Origin of the sequence: Pantoea sp. CTOTU46764 (assembly GCF_031974595.1) — a bacterium.
GTDB lineage: Bacteria > Pseudomonadota > Gammaproteobacteria > Enterobacterales > Enterobacteriaceae > Pantoea > Pantoea trifolii.
On the sequence record NZ_DALYOQ010000006.1, the window covers coordinates 26,624 to 48,257 of the forward strand.

Here is a 21,634-nt window from a genome sequence, read left to right on the forward strand (position 1 = left end):
GCAAAGCACGAGATAAATCATGAGCAAACCACCGCTAATCTTTTTCATCGTACTGGCCATTATTGCCGTTTTGGCGACCCGTCAGTTTATTAAACAGCGCCGCGAAACGGCGGTGAACGATGCCTCGCCGGTGCGCTCGCTAAGCGTGGAAGTGAAAACTAAACGCGAATTTCCGTCACCCAATCGCCGTTCACGTCAGCGTGAAGAGATTGTGGCGGAAGAGATGAAGTATGAAGCCTGGTTCCATCCGCTGAACGGTGCCAGCGATATTAAAGTGACGGTGAACGCGAACGAATATCACCAGATCGATAAGGGCGCGAAGGGCGAGTTGAAAATGAAGGGCACGCGTTTCGTAAGTTTTACCCCGGTCCCGTAGGGTCGCCATTTATGGCGACCTGGTTATAGGCCGCACCAACCTACATCTTCGGATAATGCTTTTTCTGCCACGCCAACAGTTCAAACACGCCAAAGAAGAAGATCTTCGCCTGGGTTACGCCGCTCAGTTTCGGGGCGTCTTTCGACTGGGTCGCGCGTAGCAACACCAGTTGCAGGCCGTGCATAATCACCATAAAGAACAGCGCCACGTGCACGAAATAGCGCAGCGGCGTCGGGAAAGGGTGCACCAGATTGAGCAGTAAAAAGGCCCAGACGCATATCATCAGCAAACGTCCCACATTAAGCCACATCGTGCGTCTCCTGTTGACGTTGATAAAGGCGATAAGCCACCTGACCGGCAATCTTTTCGCGATACAAATCCCAATTCGCGGGTGCTACGGGCGTGCCGTTTTCCACTTCGCTCTCGACATAAATCAGCGCTTCAGCCGCTAACCAGCCATTTTTCTCCAGCAGCGTCAACGTTTCCTGTAACAACCCTTTACGGAACGGCGGATCGACAAACACCACATCAAACGGCTCGCCCGGCTGGCTCAGCCACTGCAGCGTATTGGTTTGCACCACCTTGGCCTGCGAGGCGCGCAGCGTTTGCAGGTTCTGTGACAGCTGTTGCGCCACAGCACGCTCCAGCTCCAACAGCGTGGCTGAAGCCGCATAACGAGACAGCGCTTCCAGCCCTAACGCGCCGCTGCCGGCGAAACAATCGAGGCAGCGCGCTTCCTGAATATCCGGTGCCAGCCAGTTGAACAGGGTTTCACGTACGCGATCGGTGGTGGGGCGCAAACCTGCGCTATCCGGCACCGGTAATTTACGGCCGCGCCACTGACCGCCAATGATGCGGATCTGGCCAGCGCTGCTGCTACGGGGGGCTTTACTCATTTTGCTCACAACTCGTCATAATTTGTTGCGTAGTTTAACGGGCGCAGCGGGCAGAAGAAACGTTAAAAAAGGGTGCTGTGGTGCGCTGGCTGGAAAGTGTTAGACTACTGAGTTGGTATAGTGCGCGTAATTACCTGATTTTTACGCCGCTCACCCGCTTAAAATTGAATATTTTATCCCCTGGGAACAAGCGTGCTACCGGGAATAAGCCATCGAGGAGTAGGGTCACACAATGGCAAAAGAGAAAAAACGCGGCTTTTTTTCCTGGTTAGGCTTTGGCAAAGAAGAAGAGACGCAACAACCTGCTGAAGAGCAGCAGCAAACCACCGAGGTGGTCGCTGAGCCTGCCGTTGAAGAGAGTGCGCTCGATCGTGCCGAAGCGCAGGCTGTCGAAACCGTCGCCGTCACCGAACAGGTGGCGGAACAGCAGCAGGTTGAAGCGGAACTGATTGAAGCGCCGGTTATCGAGCCGCAGGAACCTGAACCGGTTACCGCCATCGTTGAAGACGTGCTGCCGGAAGAGATAACGCAGCCGGATGTGGCACCAATCGAAGAAGAGCCGCAGCGGGAAGAGCTGGCGCTTGATGAGCCAGAACGGGATGAAGAAGCGCCTTTAACCGATGAAGAACTGGAAGCGCTGGCGTTAGCGGAAACCTATGCGGAAGATGCCGAGCTAGCCGAAGCTACGCAGGATACCGTGAGCGATCTGCCGCTGGCCGCTGCGCCGATAATTGCGCAGGAGCAGGAACGTCCTACCAAAGAGGGCTTTTTCGCCCGTCTGAAACGCAGCCTGGTCAAAACCCGTGAAAACCTCGGTTCGGGCTTTATCAGCCTGTTCCGTGGTAAGAAAATCGATGATGATCTGTTTGAAGAGCTGGAAGAGCAGCTGCTGATTGCCGACGTTGGCGTTGAAACCACGCGCCGCATCATCACCAATCTGACACAACAGGCCAACCGCAAGCAGCTGCGCGATGCGGAAGCGCTGTATGGCCTGCTGAAAGCTGAAATGTCCGGTATTTTGGAAAAAGTGGATCAGCCGCTGGAAGTGGGTGGCAAAACGCCCTTCGTCATCCTGATGGTGGGCGTCAACGGCGTGGGTAAAACCACCACCATCGGTAAGCTGGCGCGTCAGTATCAGGCGCAGGGCAAATCGGTGATGCTGGCAGCGGGTGATACCTTCCGTGCCGCCGCCGTTGAGCAGCTGCAGGTTTGGGGCCAGCGCAACAACATTCCTGTGGTGGCGCAGCACACCGGCGCCGATTCTGCCTCGGTGATTTTTGACGCCATTCAGGCCGCCAAGTCGCGCAATGTGGATGTACTGATCGCCGATACCGCCGGTCGCCTGCAGAACAAATCGCACCTGATGGAAGAGCTGAAGAAAATTACCCGCGTGATGAAGAAGCTGGATGAAGATGCGCCGCATGAAGTGATGCTGACGCTGGACGCCAGCACCGGGCAAAACGCCATCAGCCAGGCCAAACTGTTCCATGAAGCGGTGGGCCTGACCGGCATCACCCTGACGAAACTGGATGGCACCGCCAAAGGCGGCGTGATCTTCTCGGTTGCCGATCAGTTCGGCATTCCGATTCGTTATATCGGTGTTGGGGAAGGCATCGAGGATTTACGGCCGTTTAAGGCCGCAGACTTTATTGAGGCACTGTTTGCCCGAGAGGAATGATTGGGATGATTCGCTTTGAAGAGGTCAGTAAAGCTTACCTGGGAGGACGTCAGGCGCTGCAGGGAGTGGATTTCCATCTGCGTCCCGGCGAAATGGCGTTCCTGACCGGCCATTCCGGTGCGGGGAAAAGTACCTTACTGAAGCTGATTTGTGGCATTGAGCGCCCGAGTGCCGGGCAGATCTGGTTTAGCGGCCACGATATTTCGCGTCTGCGTCACAGCGAAGTGCCTTTCCTGCGACGTCAGATCGGCATGATTTTCCAGGATCACCATTTGTTGATGGATCGTTCGGTCTACGACAACGTGGCGATCCCGCTGATTATTTCCGGTGCCAGCGGCGAAGATATTCGTCGTCGTGTGTCGGCAGCACTGGATAAAGTCGGCCTGCTCGACAAAGCGAAAAGCTATCCGATTCAGCTCTCTGGCGGTGAACAACAGCGTGTCGGCATTGCCCGCGCGGTGGTGAACAAGCCTGCGGTGCTGCTGGCGGATGAACCTACCGGTAACCTCGACAACGCGCTGTCGGAAGACATCCTGCGCCTGTTTGAAGAGTTCAACCGCGTTGGCGTCACGGTATTAATGGCAACGCACGATGTCGGGCTGATTGCACGCCGGAATTATCGCGTGATGACGCTCAATCAGGGACGTCTGCACGGAGGCCACGATGGTCAATAAACGCAACAAGCGCGCACCTGCGCCGAAAGCGAAGCAGCCCTCTAAAAGCAAGGCGCTGAAAGGCGGCTGGCAGGAGCAGTGGCGCTATGCGCTGCGCGGCACGCTGTCGGATATGTGGCGTCAGCCGCTGGCAACGCTGCTGACGGTGATGGTGATTGCCATTTCCCTGACGCTGCCAAGCGTGTGCTACATGGTGTGGAAGAACGTCAGCCAGGCGGCGACGCAGTGGTATCCCGCGCCACAGTTAACGGTGTATCTGGATAAAGCGTTGGATGACACTGCGGCGGAGAACGTTACTGCACAGCTCAAGCAGCTCGACGGCGTGGATAACGTCAATTACCTGACCCGCGAAGAAGCACTGAATGAGTTCCGTAACTGGTCTGGTTTTGGTGGTTCGATGGACATGCTGGAGCAGAATCCGCTGCCGGCGGTGGCCATCATCACGCCAAAACTCAATTTCCAGAATTCGGACACCATGGCGAATCTGCGCGATCGCGTCGCGAAAGTGCAGGGCGTTGATGAAGTGCGCATGGATGACAGCTGGTTCGCGCGTTTAGCGGCCTTAACCGGGCTGGTGGGGCAGATTGCTTCTATGATTGGCCTGCTGATGGTGGTCGCGGTGTTCCTGGTGATCGGCAACAGCGTGCGGCTTAGCATTTTTGCGCGGCGCGATACCATTAACGTGCAGAAGCTGATTGGTGCCACCGACGGCTTTATTCTGCGTCCCTTCCTGTACGGCGGTGCGCTGTTAGGCTTTGGTGGCGCGGTTCTCTCGCTGCTGCTCTCCGAAGTGCTGGTGTTGCGCCTGCAATCGGTGGTGGCGCAAGTGGCAACAGTATTCGGTACCACCTTTGTGCTGGAAGGTTTTTCCTGGGATGAAGGGCTGCTGTTATTGTTGATCGCCGCCATCATCGGCTGGATTGCTGCCTGGCTAGCAACGGTACAACATTTACGCCGTTTTACGCCGCAGTAACCAAAAGCAACGTTTTTTGATATACTCTTCCTCTGCTGCCGACGACCTGGGAGCAGAGGAATCCTCCTATTTTCCCCGCCGTCATCTGTGTGTAAAATATTCACTGCTATAATTGAACTTGTGGATAACTTTGTCGTCCAAGTAGCACAGATTGCTTCTGGTTTTCTCGTGACGTTGACATAATGTAGCGTCTGCGCAAAATACCGTGCAGCAAGTCCATTGAATTTGTGAGGGTTTGAATGACTAAAGAAATGCAAACTTTAGCGATTGCTCCTCTGGGTAACCTGGAATCTTACGTCCGGGCTGCCAACAACTGGCCGGTGCTGACGGCAGAAGAGGAAAAAGCATTGGCTGAGCGGCTGCATTACCAGGGCGATCTGGATGCAGCTAAGACGCTGATCCTGTCTCACCTGCGCTTTGTTGTTCATATTGCTCGTAACTACTCCGGTTACGGCTTGCCGCAGGCAGACCTGATTCAGGAAGGTAACATCGGCCTGATGAAGGCGGTGCGTCGCTTCAACCCTGAAGTCGGCGTGCGTCTGGTGTCATTTGCCGTGCACTGGATTAAAGCAGAGATTCACGAATACGTGCTGCGTAACTGGCGTATTGTGAAAGTCGCGACCACTAAAGCTCAGCGTAAGCTGTTCTTTAACCTGCGTAAAAGCAAACAGCGTCTCGGTTGGTTCAACCAGGACGAAGTGGAAATGGTCGCACGCGAGCTGGGCGTGAGCAGCAAAGACGTGCTGGAAATGGAATCGCGCATGGCCGCGCAGGATATGACTTTCGACATGTCGTCTGATGACGAAGCGGGCGAAGGCAAATCAATGGCGCCCGTGCTGTATCTGCAGGATAAAACCTCTGACTTTGCCGATGGCATCGAAGAGGACAACTGGGATGCACATGCGGCGGATAAGCTGAGCGATGCGATGCTGAGCCTCGACGAGCGTAGTCAGGATATTATCCGCGCCCGCTGGCTGGACGATGACAACAAAACCACGCTGCAGGAGCTGGCCGATAAATACGGCGTCTCTGCAGAGCGCGTGCGTCAGTTGGAAAAGAACGCCATGAAGAAACTGCGAGTGGCGATTGAAGCCTGATAACGATCGGGTGGAAAAATGGGGCGACTTTTAAGTCGCCCTTTTTATTGCGCGCGAATCGGTCGCCATGAATGGCGACCCTACGAACGGCGCGGGTTTTGTAGGGTGCGCATTTATGCGCACCGTTTCACCAACCGCACGAAATCCCTTCAGCGCACCCAACCCTCAGCCTGCGCACGAAAACCACAAGCCTGCATAAATGCCGCGCGCACATCCTGCTCGGCGTCGCCGTCATCGGCAATCCACCAATGCGCTAACGCGCTGTTCTGCGTCATCGTCTCTTCCAGCAAATATTGTCCTACGCCACGTCGACGAGTGACTTCACGCACGTTGAAATGAGTGATTTTCCCCTGCGTGCCGCGGAGGGTCAGCTGCAGCGCCGCCAGCAATCTGTCGTTAAAACGCGCCGCATACAGACGCTGCGTGTCGCTGAGTTGCGCTTCCAGTTGCACAATATCGATTTCCGGCCAGACTTTAGCTAAATCGATACGATCCTGAGCGGTTAACGATGCTAAGCGCTGGATTGTCAGCTTCATACCTAATACCTGTACTAGTGCAAAGGCGATAGTGTAGCGAATTTAGACAGTCAGAGCGCTGTCACTTTTTTCTGATGAAAATAGGTCAAATGCCAGCCAGTTTGCCAGGATTGTGGAGTAAGCCATCAATGTTAGCCAAAAAAGCCAGCATAACGCGCTGGTATCCTGCTGAAAAATCGGCCATAACAACCAGACGATTCTGCTGATCCACTCAGCCAATTCTGAATATGTCAGTTGATTTACAGAAGAAAGTTCCTGTTTAATAACCTGAAAAATAAAGCCTTATTACCTATAAATGCCAGAAAAGCGTGCTAACCCATTATTGCAAAATGAGTTTTCCTCTTTGACTGGCAGAAAATAAACAATCACAACAAACACGACACAACAGATGGGGAAGTTCGCATGAAAATGAGTAAAGGACGCGCATTACTGGCGGGCTGCGTTGCCCTGGCGATGAGCCATGCGGCGCTGGCAAAAGACATCAAAATTGCCATCGTCGGCGCATCAACCGGTCCGGTCGCGCAGTACGGTGATATGCAGTTTACCGGTGCCGCGCAAGCGATTAAGGACATCAACGCCAAAGGCGGCGTTAACGGTGACAAACTGGTTGGCGTGGAATATGACGATGCCTGTGACCCAAAACAAGCGGTTGCGGTTGCCAACAAAGTGGTTAACGACGGCATTAAATACGTTATCGGCCATCTTTGCTCCTCCTCTACTCAGCCTGCTTCAGACATCTATAACGACGAAGGCGTGCTGATGATTACCCCAGCCGCGACCGCGCCAGAACTGACTGCGCGTGGCTATGCTGACGTGCTGCGTACTACCGGTCTGGATTCCGATCAGGGCCCAACGGCGGCGACCTACATCCTCGACCACATCAAACCAAAACGCATCGCTGTGGTGCATGACAAGCAGCAATATGGTCAGGGTCTGGCGGAATCCGTGCAGAAAACCCTGAAAGCCAAAGGCGGCAACGTGGTGCTGTTTGAAGGTATCACCGCCGGTGATAAAGACTTCTCCACGCTGATTGCGCGTCTGAAGAAAGAGAACGTCGATTTCGTTTACTACGGCGGTTACTACCCGGAGCTGGGCCAGATTCTGCGTCAGGCAAAATCCGCAGGCCTGAATGCCGGCTTCATGGGCCCGGAAGGCGTGGGCAATGCTTCTCTGTCTAACATCGCCGGTGATGCGTCTGAAGGCCTGTTCGTAACACTGCCGAAGCGCTATGACCAGCTGCCAGAGAACAAAGCGATTGTTGATGCGATTAAAGCCAACACCGCGTCGAATCGCAAAGATCCAACCGGTCCGTTCGTCTGGACCACCTACGCGGCGATTCAGTCGCTGGTGGCCGGTATTGAGCGCAGCAAGAGCGATGAGCCCGATGCGATTGCTAAGAACCTGAAAGCAGGTGCTGCCGTTCCAACCGTGATGGGCAACCTGAACTGGGATGAGAAAGGCGATCTGAAGGGCTTCGAATTTGGTGTCTTCAAATGGCACAAAGACGGCTCTTCTACCGCAGTTAAGTAATCCCCCCAAATTCCCTCTCCCGCGCGCGGGAGGGGGAATTATTCAGCTCCAGAGCAGGTCCTCACTATGTCCGAGCAGTTTCTCTATTTCATTCAGCAGATGTTCAACGGGGTTACCCTCGGGAGCACCTACGCGCTGATCGCCATCGGTTACACCATGGTTTACGGCATTATCGGCATGATCAACTTCGCCCACGGCGAGGTGTACATGATCGGTAGCTATGTCTCCTTTATCGTGATTGCCGCCCTGATGATGATGGGCATCGATACCTCGTGGCTGATGATCGCCGCCGGTTTCGTCATGGCGGTGATCATCTCCAGCGCCTATGGCTGGAGCATCGAACGCGTGGCGTACAAGCCGGTGCGATCGTCCAAACGCCTGATCGCGCTGATCTCCGCGATCGGTATGTCGATCTTCCTGCAGAACTACGTCAGCCTGACGCAAGGCTCGCGCGATCTCGCGCTGCCAAGCCTGATCACCGGCCAGTGGACGCTGGGCGAGAGCAACGGCTTTGCTGCCACGCTCTCCACCATGCAACTGGTGATTTGGGTGGTGACCTTCCTGTCGATGCTGGCGCTGACGCTGTTTATCCGTTATTCGCGCATGGGCCGCGCCTGCCGCGCCTGCGCAGAAGACCTGAAAATGGCCAGCCTGCTGGGCATCAATACCGACCGCGTTATCTCTCTCACCTTTATCATTGGTGCGGCGATGGCGGCGGTGGCGGGCGTATTGCTCGGTCAATTCTACGGCTCGATTAACCCGTTCATCGGTTTTATGGCCGGGATGAAAGCCTTCACTGCCGCAGTATTGGGCGGCATCGGCAGTATTCCTGGCGCGATGATTGGCGGCCTGGTGCTGGGTATTGCGGAAGCGCTGACCTCAGCGTATCTCTCGACCGAATATAAAGATGTGGTCTCCTTCGCGCTGCTGATCGTGGTGCTGCTGGTGATGCCAACCGGGATTCTTGGCCGTCCGGAGGTGGAGAAAGTATGAAACGCCTCGGTTTGGTCAACGCCGTGATCTCCACGGTGATGTTGCTGATTCTCGCCACCTTCTTTATGGGCGTGCGCCTCGATCTGGACGGCACCAAACTGGTGGTCGCCAACGCGGGCGCGGTGCGCTGGAACTGGATCTTCATTGGTTGTGCGGTGGTATTTGTCTTCCAGCTGCTGCGTCCGCTGGTGCAGGGTAAATTCAAGCGCAGCGGCAAAGGTTTTGTCCTGCCGGGCTTTGATGGATCGACGCCAAAACAGAAGCTGTTGATGGCGCTGGTGATTGCCGCCGCCGTCATTTGGCCGTTTCTGGTCTCGCGTGGCAGCGTCGATATTGCCACGCTGACATTGATATATGTGATGCTCGGTCTTGGGCTGAACGTGGTGGTGGGTTTATCTGGTCTGCTGGTGCTGGGCTACGGCGGTTTCTATGCCATCGGCGCGTACACCTTCGCCTTGCTGAATCACTATTACGGCTTTGGTTTCTGGGAAAGTCTGCCGCTGGCCGGTTTAGTCGCCGGTGCGTTTGGCCTGATGCTCGGCTTCCCGGTGCTGCGCCTGCGCGGTGACTATCTGGCGATCGTCACGCTCGGCTTCGGTGAAATCGTCCGTATCCTGCTGCTGAATAACACCGCGATCACCGGCGGCCCGAACGGCATTGCGCAGATTCCCAAGCCAAGCCTGTTTGGTCTGGAGTTTGGCCGCCGCGTCAGCGAAGGCGGCTGGAGCACTTTCCATGACTTCTTCGGCCTGAAATACGATCCCAGCGACCGTGTAATTTTCCTTTATCTGGTGGCGCTGCTGCTGGTGGTGCTGACGCTGTTTGTTATCAACCGTTTGCTGCGTATGCCGTTGGGCCGTGCATGGGAAGCGCTGCGCGAAGATGAGATCGCCTGCCGTTCGCTCGGCCTGAGCCCGACGCGCATCAAGCTGACGGCATTTACCATCAGCGCGGTGTTCGCCGGTTTTGCAGGCACGCTGTTTGCGGCGCGTCAGGGCTTCGTCAGCCCGGAATCCTTCACTTTCGTCGAGTCGGCCTTTGTGCTGGCGATTGTGGTGTTGGGCGGCATGGGCTCGCAGCTGGCGGTGATCCTTGCGGCGATTCTGTTGGTGGTATCGCGCGAGCTGATGCGTGATTTGAACGAATACAGCATGCTGGTGCTCGGTGGTTTGATGGTGCTGATGATGATCTGGCGCCCACAAGGTCTGCTGCCGATGAAGCGTCCGCATCTGAAGTTGAAAAGCAGTAAACAAGGAGAGCAGGCATGAGTCAGCCTTTATTAGCCGTTGAAGGCCTGATGATGCGCTTCGGCGGCCTGTTAGCCGTCAACAATGTGGCGCTTGAGCTCCATCCACAGGAAATTGTTTCACTGATCGGCCCGAACGGTGCCGGTAAAACCACGGTGTTCAACTGCCTGACCGGTTTTTACAAACCGACCGGCGGCACCATCAAACTGCGCGATCAGCAGCTGCAAGGTTTGCCTGGCCAGAAAATCGCGCGCATGGGCATCGTGCGGACTTTCCAGCACGTACGTCTGTTCCGTGAAATGACGGTGATTGAAAACCTGCTGGTGGCACAACATCAGCATCTGAAAAGCGGCGTGTTCTCCGGCCTATTCAAAACCCCGGCTTTCCGTCGCGGTGAGAGCGAAGCGCTGGATCGCGCAGCCACCTGGCTGGACCGCATCGGCCTGCTGGATCTGGCTAACCGTCAGGCGGGCAACCTCGCTTATGGTCAGCAGCGTCGTCTGGAGATTGCGCGCTGCATGGTGACGCGCCCGGAAATCCTGATGCTGGATGAACCGGCGGCCGGTCTTAACCCGCGAGAAACGCACGAACTCGATGAGCTGATCGCCGAACTGCGCGGTGAGCACAAGGTTTCCGTGCTGCTGATTGAACACGATATGAAGCTGGTGATGGGTATTTCTGACCGCATTTACGTGGTGAATCAGGGAACGCCGCTGGCTAACGGCACGCCGGAACAGGTGCGTAACAATCCGGATGTGATCCGTGCTTATTTAGGTGAGGCGTAACATGGCAAACCCGATTTTAACTTTGCAGAGTGTCAGCGCCCATTACGGTCCGATTCAGGCGCTGCACAACATTAATCTGCACATCAATCAGGGTGAAATCGTCACGCTGATCGGTGCCAACGGCGCGGGTAAAACCACGCTGCTCGGCACCTTGTGCGGCGAACCGCGCGCCACCAGCGGCACTATCACCTTTGATGGTAAAGAGATCACCGACTGGCAAACCGCGAAAATCATGCGTGAAGCGATTGCGATCGTGCCGGAAGGCCGTCGCGTGTTTTCGCGCATGACGGTGGAAGAGAATCTGGCGATGGGCGGCTTCTTCGCCACGCGTCAGCAGTATCTGGAGCGTATCGACCGCGTTTATCAGCTGTTCTCTCGCCTGGCAGAACGTAAAGCGCAGCGCGCGGGCACCATGTCTGGCGGTGAGCAGCAGATGCTGGCGATTGGTCGCGCGTTGATGAGCCAGCCGCGCTTGCTGCTGCTGGATGAGCCGTCGCTGGGTTTGGCGCCGATTATCATCCAGCAGATCTTCGACACCATTGAGCAGTTGCGTAAAGAGGGCATGACCATCTTCCTCGTCGAGCAGAACGCCAACCAGGCGCTGAAGCTGGCTGATCGGGGTTATGTGCTCGAAAACGGTCATGTAGTGCTGGAGGATAGCGGCGAAGCGTTGCTGTCCAACGAAGCGGTGCGGAGTGCTTATTTAGGCGCGTAAGTTAGTGCTCGCTGTCCCCCATCCCGGCCTTCCCCCGCAAGCGGGGGAAGGAGACGCTGCCACATGCAGCTTCAACACTGACATGTGGCAGCATCTTCCTCCCCCATTAATGGGGGAGGACCGAGGAGGGGGACAGCCTGCACGTACGAAAGAACAGCCAGCACGTACCAGCCAGCACTCCCAACCCATCTGTCACATCCCCGTCATAAACCTGTTATTAATCCGTCATTTCCCCGTGTCATGTTACGTCGCGAACTAAAAAATGCGCGCATTCGCGCGTACTTAACAGCACAGGAAAAACCTTATGTCCGCTTTTACGCTTCGTTCCCGCCTGATGAGTGTCGTACTCGGTCTGGCGCTCAGCGGTAATGCGCTGGCTGCAACTGAGATTCCTTTCTGGCACTCAATGGAAGGCGAGTTAGGCAAAGAAGTTGATTCTCTGGCACAACGTTTTAACCAGGCTCATCCCGATTACAAAATCGTTCCGACTTACAAAGGCAACTACGAGCAGAGCTTAGCGGCGGGTATCGCGGCGGTGCGCGCCGGTAAAGCGCCTGCGCTGCTGCAGGTGTATGAAGTCGGTACGGCGACCATGATGGCGTCCAAAGCTATCGTCCCGGTCAACCAGGTGTTTAAAGACGCTGGCGTGCAGATGGATCCGAAGCAGTTCGTGCCAGCCGTTGCCGGTTACTACAGCGACAGCAAAGGCCAGCTGATCTCTCAGCCGTTCAACAGTTCCACGCCGGTGCTGTACTACAACAAAGACGCGTTCAAGAAAGCCGGTTTGAACCCGGATCAGCCACCGAAAACCTGGCAGGAGCTGGCAAAAGATGCTGAAGCGCTGCGCAAAGCGGGCCTGACCTGCGGTTACGCCAGCGGCTGGCAGGGCTGGATTCAGATTGAAAACTTCAGCGCCTGGCATGCGCTGCCGGTCGCCACCAAAAACAACGGCTTTGACGGTACCGATGCGGTGCTGGAATTCAACAAGCCGGTGCAGGTGCGCCACATCGAAATGCTCGAAGCGATGAACAAGAAGGGTGATTTCACCTACTTCGGTCGTAAAGATGAATCTACCGCCAAGTTCTATAACGGCGATTGCGGCATCACCACCGCGTCTTCCGGTTCGCTGGCCGACATCAAACACTACGCCAAATTCAACTTCGGCGTGGGCATGATGCCGTACGATGAAACCGTACCGAACGCACCGCAGAACGCCATCATTGGCGGCGCGAGCCTGTGGGTGATGAAAGGCAAAGATGCCAACACCTACAAAGGCGCGGCGGAATTCATGAAGTTCCTCGCCCAGCCAGAAATCGCTGCCGAATGGCACCAGAAAACCGGTTATCTGCCGATCACCACTGCCGCGTACGAGCTGACCAAGCAACAGGGCTTCTATGACAAGAACCCAGGCGCGGACATCGCCACGCGTCAGATGCTGAACAAAGATCCGCTGCCGTTCACCAAAGGCATGCGTCTGGGCAACATGCCGCAGATTCGTACCATCGTGGACGAAGAGCTGGAAGGCGTGTGGACCGGCAAACAGGCGCCGCAAGCTGCGCTGGATAACGCTGTGAAACGCGGTAACGAACTGCTGCGCCGTTTTGAGCAGCAAGTGAAGTAACGCTGTTATCTCGGGGCCGACGCCTGGCGTTCGCCCCGATTTTCTTCTTTGATTGAGCCTGCTATGTCCTCATCGCGCCCGGTATTTCGCTCCCGTTTTCTGCCCTATTTGCTGCTGCTGCCGCAACTGGTGATCACGGCCATCTTCTTTCTGTGGCCAGCCGGTGAAGCCTTATGGTATTCGCTGCAAAGCATTGATCCTTTTGGCATCTCGAGCACCTTCGTTGGGCTGGCAAACTTTAAACGCCTGTTCAGCGACGAATACTATCTGGCCTCCTTCTGGACCACCATTGAGTTCAGTGCGCTGGTCACGATTTGCGGCATGACCTTCTCCCTGCTGCTGGCGGCGCTGGTCGATTACGTAATTCGCCTGCGCAAGCTCTACCAAACCTTGCTGCTGCTGCCGTACGCGGTCGCGCCAGTGGTGGCGGCGGTGTTGTGGATGTTCCTGTTTAATCCGGGCCTCGGTTTGTTTAGCCATCTGCTGAACCAAATGGGCTACAACTGGAACTACGCGCAAAACAGCGGTCAGGCGATGTTCCTGATTGTATTGGCGTCGATCTGGCAGCAAATGAGCTACAACTTCCTGTTTTTCTTCGCCGCGCTGCAGTCGATTCCCAAATCGCTGGTGGAAGCGGCGGCGATCGATGGCGCCGGTCCGGTGCGTCGCTTCTTCAATTTGTCCCTGCCGCTGATCACGCCGGTGAGCTTTTTCCTGCTGGTGGTCAATCTGGTGTACGCCTTCTTCGATACCTTCCCGGTGATCGATGCCGCCACCGGCGGCGGGCCGGTGCAGGCCACCACCACGCTGATCTACAAAATCTATCGCGAAGGCTTCACCGGGCTGGATCTCTCTTCCTCCGCCGCGCAATCGGTAGTGCTGATGCTGCTGGTGATTGGCCTGACTATCCTGCAATTCCGCTTTGTCGAGCGTAAGGTGCAATACCAATGATTGAGAATCGACGCGGGCTGGACATCTTCAGCCATACCTTGCTGGTGTTGGGCGTGCTGACCATTCTGTTCCCGCTCTACATCGCTTTTGTCGCGGCGACGCTGGATAACGAGGCGGTGTATCAGGTGCCGATGACGCTGCTGCCGGGCACGCATTTGTGGGAGAACATCTCGCGTATCTGGACGCACGGCGTGAATGGCAGCGGTCCGGCGTTTGGCATGATGATGCTCAACAGCCTGCTGATGGCGCTCGGCATCACCATCGGTAAAATCAGCGTCTCGATGCTCTCCGCCTTCGCGCTGGTGTGGTTCCGCTTCCCACTGCGCTCGCTGTTTTTCTGGCTGATTTTCATCACCTTAATGCTGCCGGTGGAAGTGCGCATTTTCCCGACGGTGGAAGTGATCTCGACGCTGAATATGCTCGACAGCTACAGCGGTTTAACGCTGCCGCTGATGGCGTCGGCTACCGCCACTTTCCTGTTCCGTCAGTTCTTTATGTCGCTGCCGGACGAGCTGATTGAAGCGGCGCGCATCGACGGTGCCAGCCCAATGCGTTTTTTCTGGGACATCGTGTTACCGCTGTCCAAAACCAATCTCGCCGCGCTGTTCGTGATCACCTTTATCTACGGCTGGAACCAATATCTGTGGCCGCTGCTGATCATCAACGATGCCAGCCTCAGCACCGCCGTCGCCGGAGTGAAAAGCATGATCAACAGCAGCGGCGGGCCGACGCAGTGGAATGAAGTGATGGCGGCAATGTTATTAACCCTGATTCCACCGGTGGTGGTGGTACTCGTGATGCAACGTGCGTTTGTGCGTGGCCTGGTAGAGAGTGATAAATAAATGGCAGGCGTGACCCTTCAGACCGTGACCAAATCGTATGACGGCAAAAATCAGATCATTCAGCCACTTAATATCACCATTAACGATGGCGAATTTATGGTGATGGTCGGCCCTTCCGGCTGCGGTAAATCGACGCTGCTGCGCATGGTGGCGGGCCTTGAGCGCGTTTCGTCGGGCGATATCTATATCGACGACAAACGCGTCACCAACATGGAACCGAAAGATCGCGGCATCGCCATGGTGTTCCAGAACTACGCGCTCTATCCGCATATGACGGTGGGCGAAAACATGGCGTATGGCCTGAAAATTCGCGGCATGGGCAAAGTGCAGATCGATCAACGCGTAATGGAAGCGGCACGCAGCCTCGAGCTGGATCATCTGCTGCATCGCCGTCCACGCGAGTTGTCGGGTGGACAGCGTCAGCGCGTGGCGATGGGGCGCGCTATCGTGCGTGAACCGGCGGTCTTCCTGTTTGATGAGCCGCTGTCGAATCTGGATGCGCGCCTGCGCGTACAGATGCGCCTTGAGCTGCAACAGCTGCATCGTCGCCTGAAAACCACCAGCATCTACGTGACGCACGATCAGGTGGAAGCGATGACGCTGGCGCAACGCGTAATGGTCATGAATAAAGGGGTAGTGGAGCAGGTGGGCACGCCGGTGGAAGTGTATGAGCGTCCGGCCAGCCAATTCGTGGCCTCGTTTATCGGCGCGCCCGCCATGAATTTGCTGCCGGGACAAATCAGCAGTGATGGCACGCGTTTCACGCTGGATGCGCTCAACAGCTTGCTGCTGGGTGAAAGCAAAGCCAAATGGGCCAATCGTCCGCTGACGCTCGGCATTCGTCCCGAGCACATCAAGCTCAGCAGCCGCGACGCGGGCGGCATTCCGCTGGTGGTGGAGACGCTGGAGATGCTCGGCGCGGATAATCTGGCGCACGGCCGCATCGGTAATGCGCGCATGGTGGTGCGTTTGCCGCACAGCGAGCGCCCGCAGGCGGGCAGCACCTTGTGGCTGCATCTGCCGTCAGATGCGTTACACTTCTTCGATTCAACCTATGGAAAGCGTCTGGAATGAGTCAACACAACTGGCCTTATCCGCACATTGTCGCGCATCGCGGCGGCGGCAAACTGGCCCCGGAAAATACCCTCGCGGCGATTGATGTCGGTGCGCAGCACGGTCACACCATGATCGAGTTTGATGCCAAGCTATCGGAAGATAAGCAGATTTTCCTGCTGCACGACGACACGCTGGATCGCACCAGCAACGGTTGGGGCGTGGCGGGCGCGCTGTCGTGGCATAAGCTGTCACAGCTGGATGCCGGCGGCTGGTTTAGCCGCGATTACGAAGGCGAACCGCTGGCGCTGCTGAGTGAAGTGGCCGAGCGTTGTCGCCAGCGTCAGATGATGGCGAATATCGAGATCAAACCCACCACTGGGCAGGATGTGGAAACCGGCCGCAATGTGGCGCTGGCCGCACGCGAACTGTGGCAAGGACAAACCGCGCCGCTGCTCTCCTCGTTCTCTTACGCCGCGCTGGAAGCGGCAATGGAAGCGGCGCCGGAACTGCCGCGCGGTTTGCTGTTGGATGAGTGGCACGACGATTGGCAGGCGCTAACTTCGCGTCTGGATTGCGTGTCGATCCATCTGAACCACAAATTACTCGATGCCGAACGCACCGCGCAGCTAAAAGCAGCCGGTCTGCATATTCTGGTGTATACCGTGAATCAGCCCGCGCGGGCGCGCGAGCTGTTAGATTGGGGCGTCGATGCTATCTGCACCGACCGCATCGATATTATCGGGCCCGATTTCCGCTAGTTCTGCTGTTGATTCTGGCCCGGCTGCGACTGAATCACCCGCTGCTGGGCGCTATCCCGCTGTTCCTGCACCTTGCGCTGTACATCCTGACTTTGCTGTTGCTGACTCTGCTGCAACTTGAGCTTCTGCTGTTGCTGCTGACTCTGCATTTGCGACTGCATCCGTTGCTGGCTCGGGTTATAGCCGGGTTTGTTCGGGTCGTTGGTGCTGTTCAACGTATTTGCCATGCTGCTTAACGGCAGCAATGCTGCGATCACAATTAGCCATTTGTTCATGGTCTTCCTCCATTCATGCAGCCTGCTGTGTGCTGATGCTGCCAAGGTGGCAACACGCGCTGCAGTCATAAGTTTATGCGATATCACAAACCTATGATCCAGGAGTGCGCCGAATTTAGCTTACTGCTACGCTTTTTACCGTGTTTGCAAACACTTGCATCAATAAATAACAAATGGATACCCAAAATAATTCAAGGCGCAGGAAGGCGGCAAACGAGAGAGTCCCGATGAGCTTACATAAGTAAGTGATTCGGGTGAACGAGAGCAGCCAACGCATCTGCACCTTGAAGTATGAAGGGTATAAATAACTTTAAAAGGATGGTGGCAGATGAGGATACAGGGCAACGTGCGGCAGTTCGGCTGGGCATTATTGATGAGTTTTACCGTGGTGCAGGGTGCACAAGCCGCGCCCGCCAACGCGCCGCCGGTTTCGTATGGCGTTGATAGCGATACCTTTCACCCGGTAAAAGCCAAACATGGCATGGTGGCATCGGTGGACGCGATGGCGACAGAAGTTGGCGTCGATATTCTCAAGCAGGGCGGTAATGCTGTGGATGCAGCCGTTGCGGTCGGTTTCGCGCTGGCGGTGACGCATCCGCAGGCCGGTAACCTCGGCGGCGGGGGCTTTATGCTGCTGCGTACCGCATCCGGACGTACCACCGCTATCGACTTCCGCGAAATGGCACCGGCGCGCGCATCACGCGATATGTTCCTCGACAAGCAGGGCAACGCTGATAGTAAGTTGTCACTCACTTCTCACTTAGCCTCAGGCACGCCGGGCACCGTTGCCGGTTTTGCGCTGGCGGCACAGAAGTACGGTACCTTGCCGCTGAGCAAATTACTGGCGCCCGCCATTAAACTGGCGCGCGATGGCATCGTGGTGAACGATGCGCTGGCCGACGATCTCGCCACCTACGGCAAAGAGACGCTGATCAATCACGACAACAGCCGCGCGATTTTCTACAAAGCTGACGGTAAGCCGTACCAGAAGGGCGAACGCCTGGTGCAGAAAAACCTCGCACACAGCCTGCAGCTTATTGCGCAGCAAGGTCCGGATGCGTTCTATAAGGGCAAGATCGCTGATGAAATTGCCGGTGAAATGGCGCAGCACGGCGGCCTGATCGGCAAGCCGGATCTGGCGGCTTATCGCGCGGTTGAACGCAAACCGGTGAGCGGCACCTATCGCGGCTACGAAGTATTCTCCATGCCGCCGCCATCGTCCGGCGGGATTCACATCGTGCAGATCCTCAATATCCTGGAAAACTTCGACCTCGCGAAGTTTGGCTTTGGCAGCGCCGATGCCATGCAGGTGATGGCGGAAGCGGAAAAGTACGCGTATGCCGATCGCTCGGAATATCTTGGCGATCCTGACTTCGTCAAAGTGCCGCAGCAGGCGCTGACCAGCAAAGCCTACGCCAAAACCCTGGCGCAGCAGATTGACGTCAATAAAGCGCGTCCATCCAGCGAGATCAAACCGGGCAAACTGGCGCCGTATGAAAGCAATCAAACCACGCACTTCTCGGTGGTGGATAAAGATGGCAACGCGGTGGCAGTGACCTACACGCTGAATACCTATTTCGGTAGCGGCATTGTCGCCGGGCAAAGCGGCATTTTGATGAACAATGAAATGGATGATTTCTCGGCCAAACCGGGCACGCCCAACGTCTACGGCTTAGTTGGCGGTGAAGCGAATGCGGTGCAACCGGCCAAACGTCCGCTGTCATCGATGTCGCCAACGATTGTGGCTAAAGACGGTAAAACCTGGCTGGTGACCGGCAGCCCAGGCGGCAGCCGCATTATCACCACCGTGCTGCAAATGGTGGTGAACAGCATCGATTTTGGGATGAACGTTGCAGAAGCGACCAACGCACCGCGCTTCCATCATCAATGGTTGCCGGATCAGCTGCGCGTGGAGAAAGGCTTCAGTCCGGATACGCTGCGCCTGCTAGAAGCTAAAGGCCAGCATGTGAAAGTGATGCCGGCGATGGGCAGCACGCAAAGCATTATGATTGGGCCGGATGGCACGCGCTATGGCGCGTCGGATCCGCGCTCGGTGGATGATTTGAGCGCAGGTTATTAATCACTTGTAGGGTCGCCATTCATGGCGACCTGGTTTCCAGGTGCGCATTAATGCGCACTCTACAAGCAACTGGCGAATTCACATCAACCTTTCAAGCGCGCCATATAATGCGTATCCACCATTTCGCCGTCGCGCATTGCGTGTCGACGCGCGGTGCCTTCAATCTCAAAGCCAAACTGCTGATACAAGCCAAGCGCTTTATGATTATCGGCGAACACCGTCAGCTCAATGCGCGTCACCTGCAGCCAGTTGTCGCACAAATCGATCATCGCTGACATCAGCGCTTTACCGACGCCGCGCCGATGAAAGGCAGAATCGACGCCCATGCCAAACGTCGCCGCATGGCGACGGCGCGCCACTGACAGCACTTCAAGGGTGAGTTGCCCGGCAATCTGATCGTCAATACACGCCACTAGCATCTGCACACCCGGCCGCAGATTGCTGAGGCGTTCCTGCCACAGCGTCGGGGATTGAAACGGCAGATGCAGCGTGCTGGCCTGCGGTTCAGGCTGGCTGTACATGCGCGTTAAAGCGGCGGCATCTTCGGGAATGGCGTGACGAATGACGATCTGACTCATAGAGCGCTCCTTGTGCAAAATGGAATAAATCCCCTGTAACATCAAGGAATTCACGCGCTTCGTCAACGCAAAATAATCCGCAAAAATACTTTACAGACGCGAATGATAATGATTATTATTGTCATGCGGGCTCGGAAACGTCTCCTGACAACCGGGTAAGCACGACATTGCTCACATTGCTTCCAGGTATTATTTAGCCAGCTCGGGTGCTGGCTTTTTTTTGCCTTTTACATTGTGTACCAGGTTGCTGCACCGGGCCCGACCGGCAGGTTGAAGACAAACACCCACAGTACAAACAGCAGCGTCCAGCCAATCATAAACACCACCGAATACGGCAACATCATCGCCACCAGCGTACCGATGCCCATATCGCGACGATAACGTGCCGCCACCGCCATAATCAGGCCGAAGTAACTCATCATTGGCGTAATTACGTTGGTTACCGAATCTCCAATGCGATAAGCCGCCTGAGTCACTTCCGGCGCAAAGCCGACCAGCATCAGCATCGGTACGAAAATCGGTGCGGTCACCGCCCATTGCGCCGAGGCGGAGCCAATCATTAGGTTGATAAAGCCGCAGATCATGATGAAACAGACAAACAGCAGCGGCGCGCCCATATCCAGTGATGCCAGCAAATTGGCGCCTTTCACCGCCACCACGGTGCCGAAGTTGCTCCAGTTAAAGAACGCCACGAACTGCGCGGCAAAGAACACCAGTACGATATACATGCCCATGCTGCTCATGCTGGCAGACATGGCATTGATCACGTCGCGATCGTTGCGCATATTGCCAATCATGCGGCCATAAACCATGCCGGGGATGGCGAAGAAAACAAAGATAAACACCACAATGCCTTTCAGGAACGGCGAGCCCGCCAGCGTGCCGGTTTTCGGGTTGAGCAACACCCCATAGCCTGGAATTACGGTCAGAATCAGCAGCAGCGTAACACCGAGAACCGCCCAGCCTGCGCCTTTCAGCGCGCGACGTTCTTCTGCCGATAGCGCGCCCATATCGCCACGCACCGCCTCGCCTTCGCCGTCGTGATATTTGCCAAGCTTAGGTTCGACGATGCTGTTGGTAATCCAGGTGCCAAGAATGGAGATCACGAAGGTACTGACAAACATGAAGTACCAGTTCACTTCCGGGCCAACATGGTAGTTAGGATCGATAATCTGTGCGGCGCTTTGGGTGATGCCAGACAGCAGCGGATCAATGGTGCCGAGCAGCAAGTTGGCGCTGTAGCCGCCGGAAACGCCAGCAAAGGCCGCTGCCAGACCCGCCAGAGGATGACGTCCCAATGAGTGGAAAATCATCGCAGCTAGCGGAATCAGCACCACATAGCCCAGTTCAGACGCAGTGTTTGAGATGATGCCGGCGAAGACGATGGTGAAGGTGATGAGCTTTTTCGGTGCGTTGAACACCAGCGCACGCATCGCCGCTGAGAGCAGCCCTGAATGCTCGGCAATCCCCACGCCGAGCAGCGCAACCAGCACGGTGCCGAGCGGCGCAAAACCGGTGAAGTTGGTGACCAGATGGCTGACGATGCGCTGCAAGCCTTCGGCACTCATCAGGCTAACCACGTGAATCACACCATCTGGTGCGCGGCCCGCCGCACCTACCGGGCGCGGATCGATCACGCTGACGCCGAAGGCGGCGGCAATCGCGGAGGCGACGATGATGAACAATGCAAACAACGCGAAGAGCGTAATCGGATGCGGTAATAAGTTTCCTAGCCACTCAACGGTATTGAGAAAACGCTCAATTGGGCGTTTGGCTGGTGTAGAGGAATGGTCCGTCATAATGGTCCTTTTTTCGTCATTTAGTCTACTGTGCAGGACTGCCGATGCTCTTTGTTCCTTCTCTGATTGGCTACAAGACCATTCTCGTTAGTTCTGCCTGAGGAGGGGGCCCGCAAAACCTGCACCTGACAAAAAAATGATAAACTCGGTTTATCTCTGATCTCAGGCGCATAA

The 21,634-nt window shown here is 56.1% G+C and carries 22 protein-coding genes; 16 read left to right on the forward strand and 6 right to left on the reverse strand.

The features are described from left to right. Positions 1 to 19 precede the first annotated feature (19 nt). On the forward strand, positions 20 to 376 hold the full coding sequence (locus RTM06_RS03850) for a DUF2500 domain-containing protein (protein WP_312180065.1): 357 nt from the start codon (positions 20 to 22) through the stop codon (positions 374 to 376). Positions 377 to 416: 40 nt separating this feature from the next. Here the strand turns inward: RTM06_RS03850 and RTM06_RS03855 are convergent, their stop codons facing one another. After that, positions 417 to 686 (reverse strand): DUF1145 family protein, encoded by a 270-nt coding sequence (locus RTM06_RS03855; protein WP_256698125.1) that lies wholly within the window; start codon positions 684 to 686, stop codon positions 417 to 419. Then, positions 676 to 1,272 carry a 16S rRNA (guanine(966)-N(2))-methyltransferase gene (gene rsmD / locus RTM06_RS03860; RefSeq protein ID WP_256698126.1) on the reverse strand — a complete coding sequence of 199 codons (597 nt, stop codon included), beginning with the start codon at positions 1,270 to 1,272 and terminating at the stop codon, positions 676 to 678. Before rsmD ends, RTM06_RS03855 begins: the two co-directional genes overlap by 11 nt. 232 nt (positions 1,273 to 1,504) lie before the next feature. Here rsmD and ftsY point away from each other — a divergent pair, with 232 nt between their 5' ends. From ftsY to rpoH, 4 genes are all read left to right on the forward strand, one after another. After that, positions 1,505 to 2,950, forward strand: a complete 1,446-nt coding sequence (ftsY, locus tag RTM06_RS03865) for a signal recognition particle-docking protein FtsY (RefSeq protein WP_256698127.1) — start codon at positions 1,505 to 1,507, stop codon at positions 2,948 to 2,950. Positions 2,951 to 2,955: 5 nt separating this feature from the next. Further along, entirely contained in the window at positions 2,956 to 3,624 is a 669-nt protein-coding gene (gene ftsE, locus RTM06_RS03870) for a cell division ATP-binding protein FtsE (RefSeq protein WP_008109888.1), read from the forward strand. Next, positions 3,614 to 4,597 carry a permease-like cell division protein FtsX gene (ftsX, locus tag RTM06_RS03875; RefSeq protein WP_008109891.1) on the forward strand — a complete coding sequence of 328 codons (984 nt, stop codon included), beginning with the start codon at positions 3,614 to 3,616 and terminating at the stop codon, positions 4,595 to 4,597. Before ftsE ends, ftsX begins: the two co-directional genes overlap by 11 nt. 239 nt (positions 4,598 to 4,836) lie before the next feature. Continuing rightward, the gene (gene rpoH, locus RTM06_RS03880) at positions 4,837 to 5,694 is read left to right on the forward strand and encodes an RNA polymerase sigma factor RpoH (protein WP_008109892.1); all 858 of its coding nucleotides are present in this window, start codon (positions 4,837 to 4,839) and stop codon (positions 5,692 to 5,694) included. 149 nt (positions 5,695 to 5,843) lie between these two features. Here rpoH and panM read toward each other — a convergent pair whose 3' ends face one another. After that, positions 5,844 to 6,230 (reverse strand): aspartate 1-decarboxylase autocleavage activator PanM, encoded by a 387-nt coding sequence (gene panM, locus RTM06_RS03885; RefSeq protein WP_312180070.1) that lies wholly within the window; start codon positions 6,228 to 6,230, stop codon positions 5,844 to 5,846. Between the two features lie 402 nt (positions 6,231 to 6,632). Between panM and RTM06_RS03890 the strand changes: the two genes are divergently transcribed. The 10 genes from RTM06_RS03890 (at position 6,633) to ugpQ (ending at position 16,728) form a co-directional block, all read left to right on the forward strand. Next, a complete protein-coding gene (locus RTM06_RS03890) occupies positions 6,633 to 7,760 on the forward strand; it encodes a branched-chain amino acid ABC transporter substrate-binding protein (RefSeq protein ID WP_008109896.1) in 1,128 nt (375 codons plus the stop codon). Positions 7,761 to 7,826: 66 nt separating this feature from the next. Beyond that, positions 7,827 to 8,753, forward strand: a complete 927-nt coding sequence (livH, locus tag RTM06_RS03895; protein ID WP_008109897.1) for a high-affinity branched-chain amino acid ABC transporter permease LivH — start codon at positions 7,827 to 7,829, stop codon at positions 8,751 to 8,753. Further along, on the forward strand, positions 8,750 to 10,021 hold the full coding sequence (locus RTM06_RS03900) for a high-affinity branched-chain amino acid ABC transporter permease LivM (protein ID WP_008109899.1): 1,272 nt from the start codon (positions 8,750 to 8,752) through the stop codon (positions 10,019 to 10,021). The genes livH and RTM06_RS03900 overlap by 4 nt, the downstream gene beginning before the upstream one ends. Beyond that, entirely contained in the window at positions 10,018 to 10,785 is a 768-nt protein-coding gene (gene livG, locus RTM06_RS03905; protein WP_008109900.1) for a high-affinity branched-chain amino acid ABC transporter ATP-binding protein LivG, read from the forward strand. Before RTM06_RS03900 ends, livG begins: the two co-directional genes overlap by 4 nt. A gap of 1 nt (position 10,786) precedes the next feature. Continuing rightward, a complete protein-coding gene (gene livF, locus RTM06_RS03910; RefSeq protein ID WP_256698129.1) occupies positions 10,787 to 11,500 on the forward strand; it encodes a high-affinity branched-chain amino acid ABC transporter ATP-binding protein LivF in 714 nt (237 codons plus the stop codon). A 304-nt stretch (positions 11,501 to 11,804) separates the two neighbouring features. Next, positions 11,805 to 13,121, forward strand: coding sequence for a sn-glycerol-3-phosphate ABC transporter substrate-binding protein UgpB (gene ugpB, locus RTM06_RS03915; protein WP_312180075.1), 1,317 nt, complete (start codon positions 11,805 to 11,807; stop codon positions 13,119 to 13,121). 63 nt (positions 13,122 to 13,184) lie between these two features. Beyond that, a complete protein-coding gene (ugpA, locus tag RTM06_RS03920; protein WP_008109906.1) occupies positions 13,185 to 14,072 on the forward strand; it encodes a sn-glycerol-3-phosphate ABC transporter permease UgpA in 888 nt (295 codons plus the stop codon). Further along, positions 14,069 to 14,914: a sn-glycerol-3-phosphate ABC transporter permease UgpE gene (gene ugpE / locus RTM06_RS03925; RefSeq protein ID WP_008109907.1), complete on the forward strand. Its 846-nt coding sequence runs from the start codon at positions 14,069 to 14,071 to the stop codon at positions 14,912 to 14,914. Before ugpA ends, ugpE begins: the two co-directional genes overlap by 4 nt. Next, positions 14,915 to 15,988, forward strand: coding sequence for a sn-glycerol-3-phosphate import ATP-binding protein UgpC (locus RTM06_RS03930; protein WP_008109908.1), 1,074 nt, complete (start codon positions 14,915 to 14,917; stop codon positions 15,986 to 15,988). It begins immediately after the preceding gene. Beyond that, positions 15,985 to 16,728 carry a glycerophosphodiester phosphodiesterase gene (gene ugpQ, locus RTM06_RS03935; protein ID WP_312180077.1) on the forward strand — a complete coding sequence of 248 codons (744 nt, stop codon included), beginning with the start codon at positions 15,985 to 15,987 and terminating at the stop codon, positions 16,726 to 16,728. The genes RTM06_RS03930 and ugpQ overlap by 4 nt, the downstream gene beginning before the upstream one ends. Here ugpQ and RTM06_RS03940 read toward each other — a convergent pair. Further along, entirely contained in the window at positions 16,725 to 17,003 is a 279-nt protein-coding gene (locus RTM06_RS03940) for a DUF2756 domain-containing protein (protein WP_312180078.1), read from the reverse strand. The two genes, ugpQ and RTM06_RS03940, sit on opposite strands and share 4 nt — an antisense overlap. 328 nt (positions 17,004 to 17,331) lie before the next feature. Here RTM06_RS03940 and ggt point away from each other — a divergent pair, with 328 nt between their 5' ends. Continuing rightward, complete coding sequence (gene ggt, locus RTM06_RS03945) at positions 17,332 to 19,083, forward strand: gamma-glutamyltransferase (protein WP_061718397.1); 1,752 nt, start codon at positions 17,332 to 17,334, stop codon at positions 19,081 to 19,083. A gap of 83 nt (positions 19,084 to 19,166) precedes the next feature. Here the strand turns inward: ggt and RTM06_RS03950 are convergent, their stop codons facing one another. Both RTM06_RS03950 and RTM06_RS03955 read right to left on the reverse strand, forming a co-directional pair. Beyond that, positions 19,167 to 19,661 carry a GNAT family N-acetyltransferase gene (locus tag RTM06_RS03950; RefSeq protein WP_312180082.1) on the reverse strand — a complete coding sequence of 165 codons (495 nt, stop codon included), beginning with the start codon at positions 19,659 to 19,661 and terminating at the stop codon, positions 19,167 to 19,169. Positions 19,662 to 19,888: 227 nt separating this feature from the next. Next, positions 19,889 to 21,460 (reverse strand): AbgT family transporter, encoded by a 1,572-nt coding sequence (locus RTM06_RS03955; protein WP_312180084.1) that lies wholly within the window; start codon positions 21,458 to 21,460, stop codon positions 19,889 to 19,891. Positions 21,461 to 21,634 lie beyond the last annotated feature (174 nt).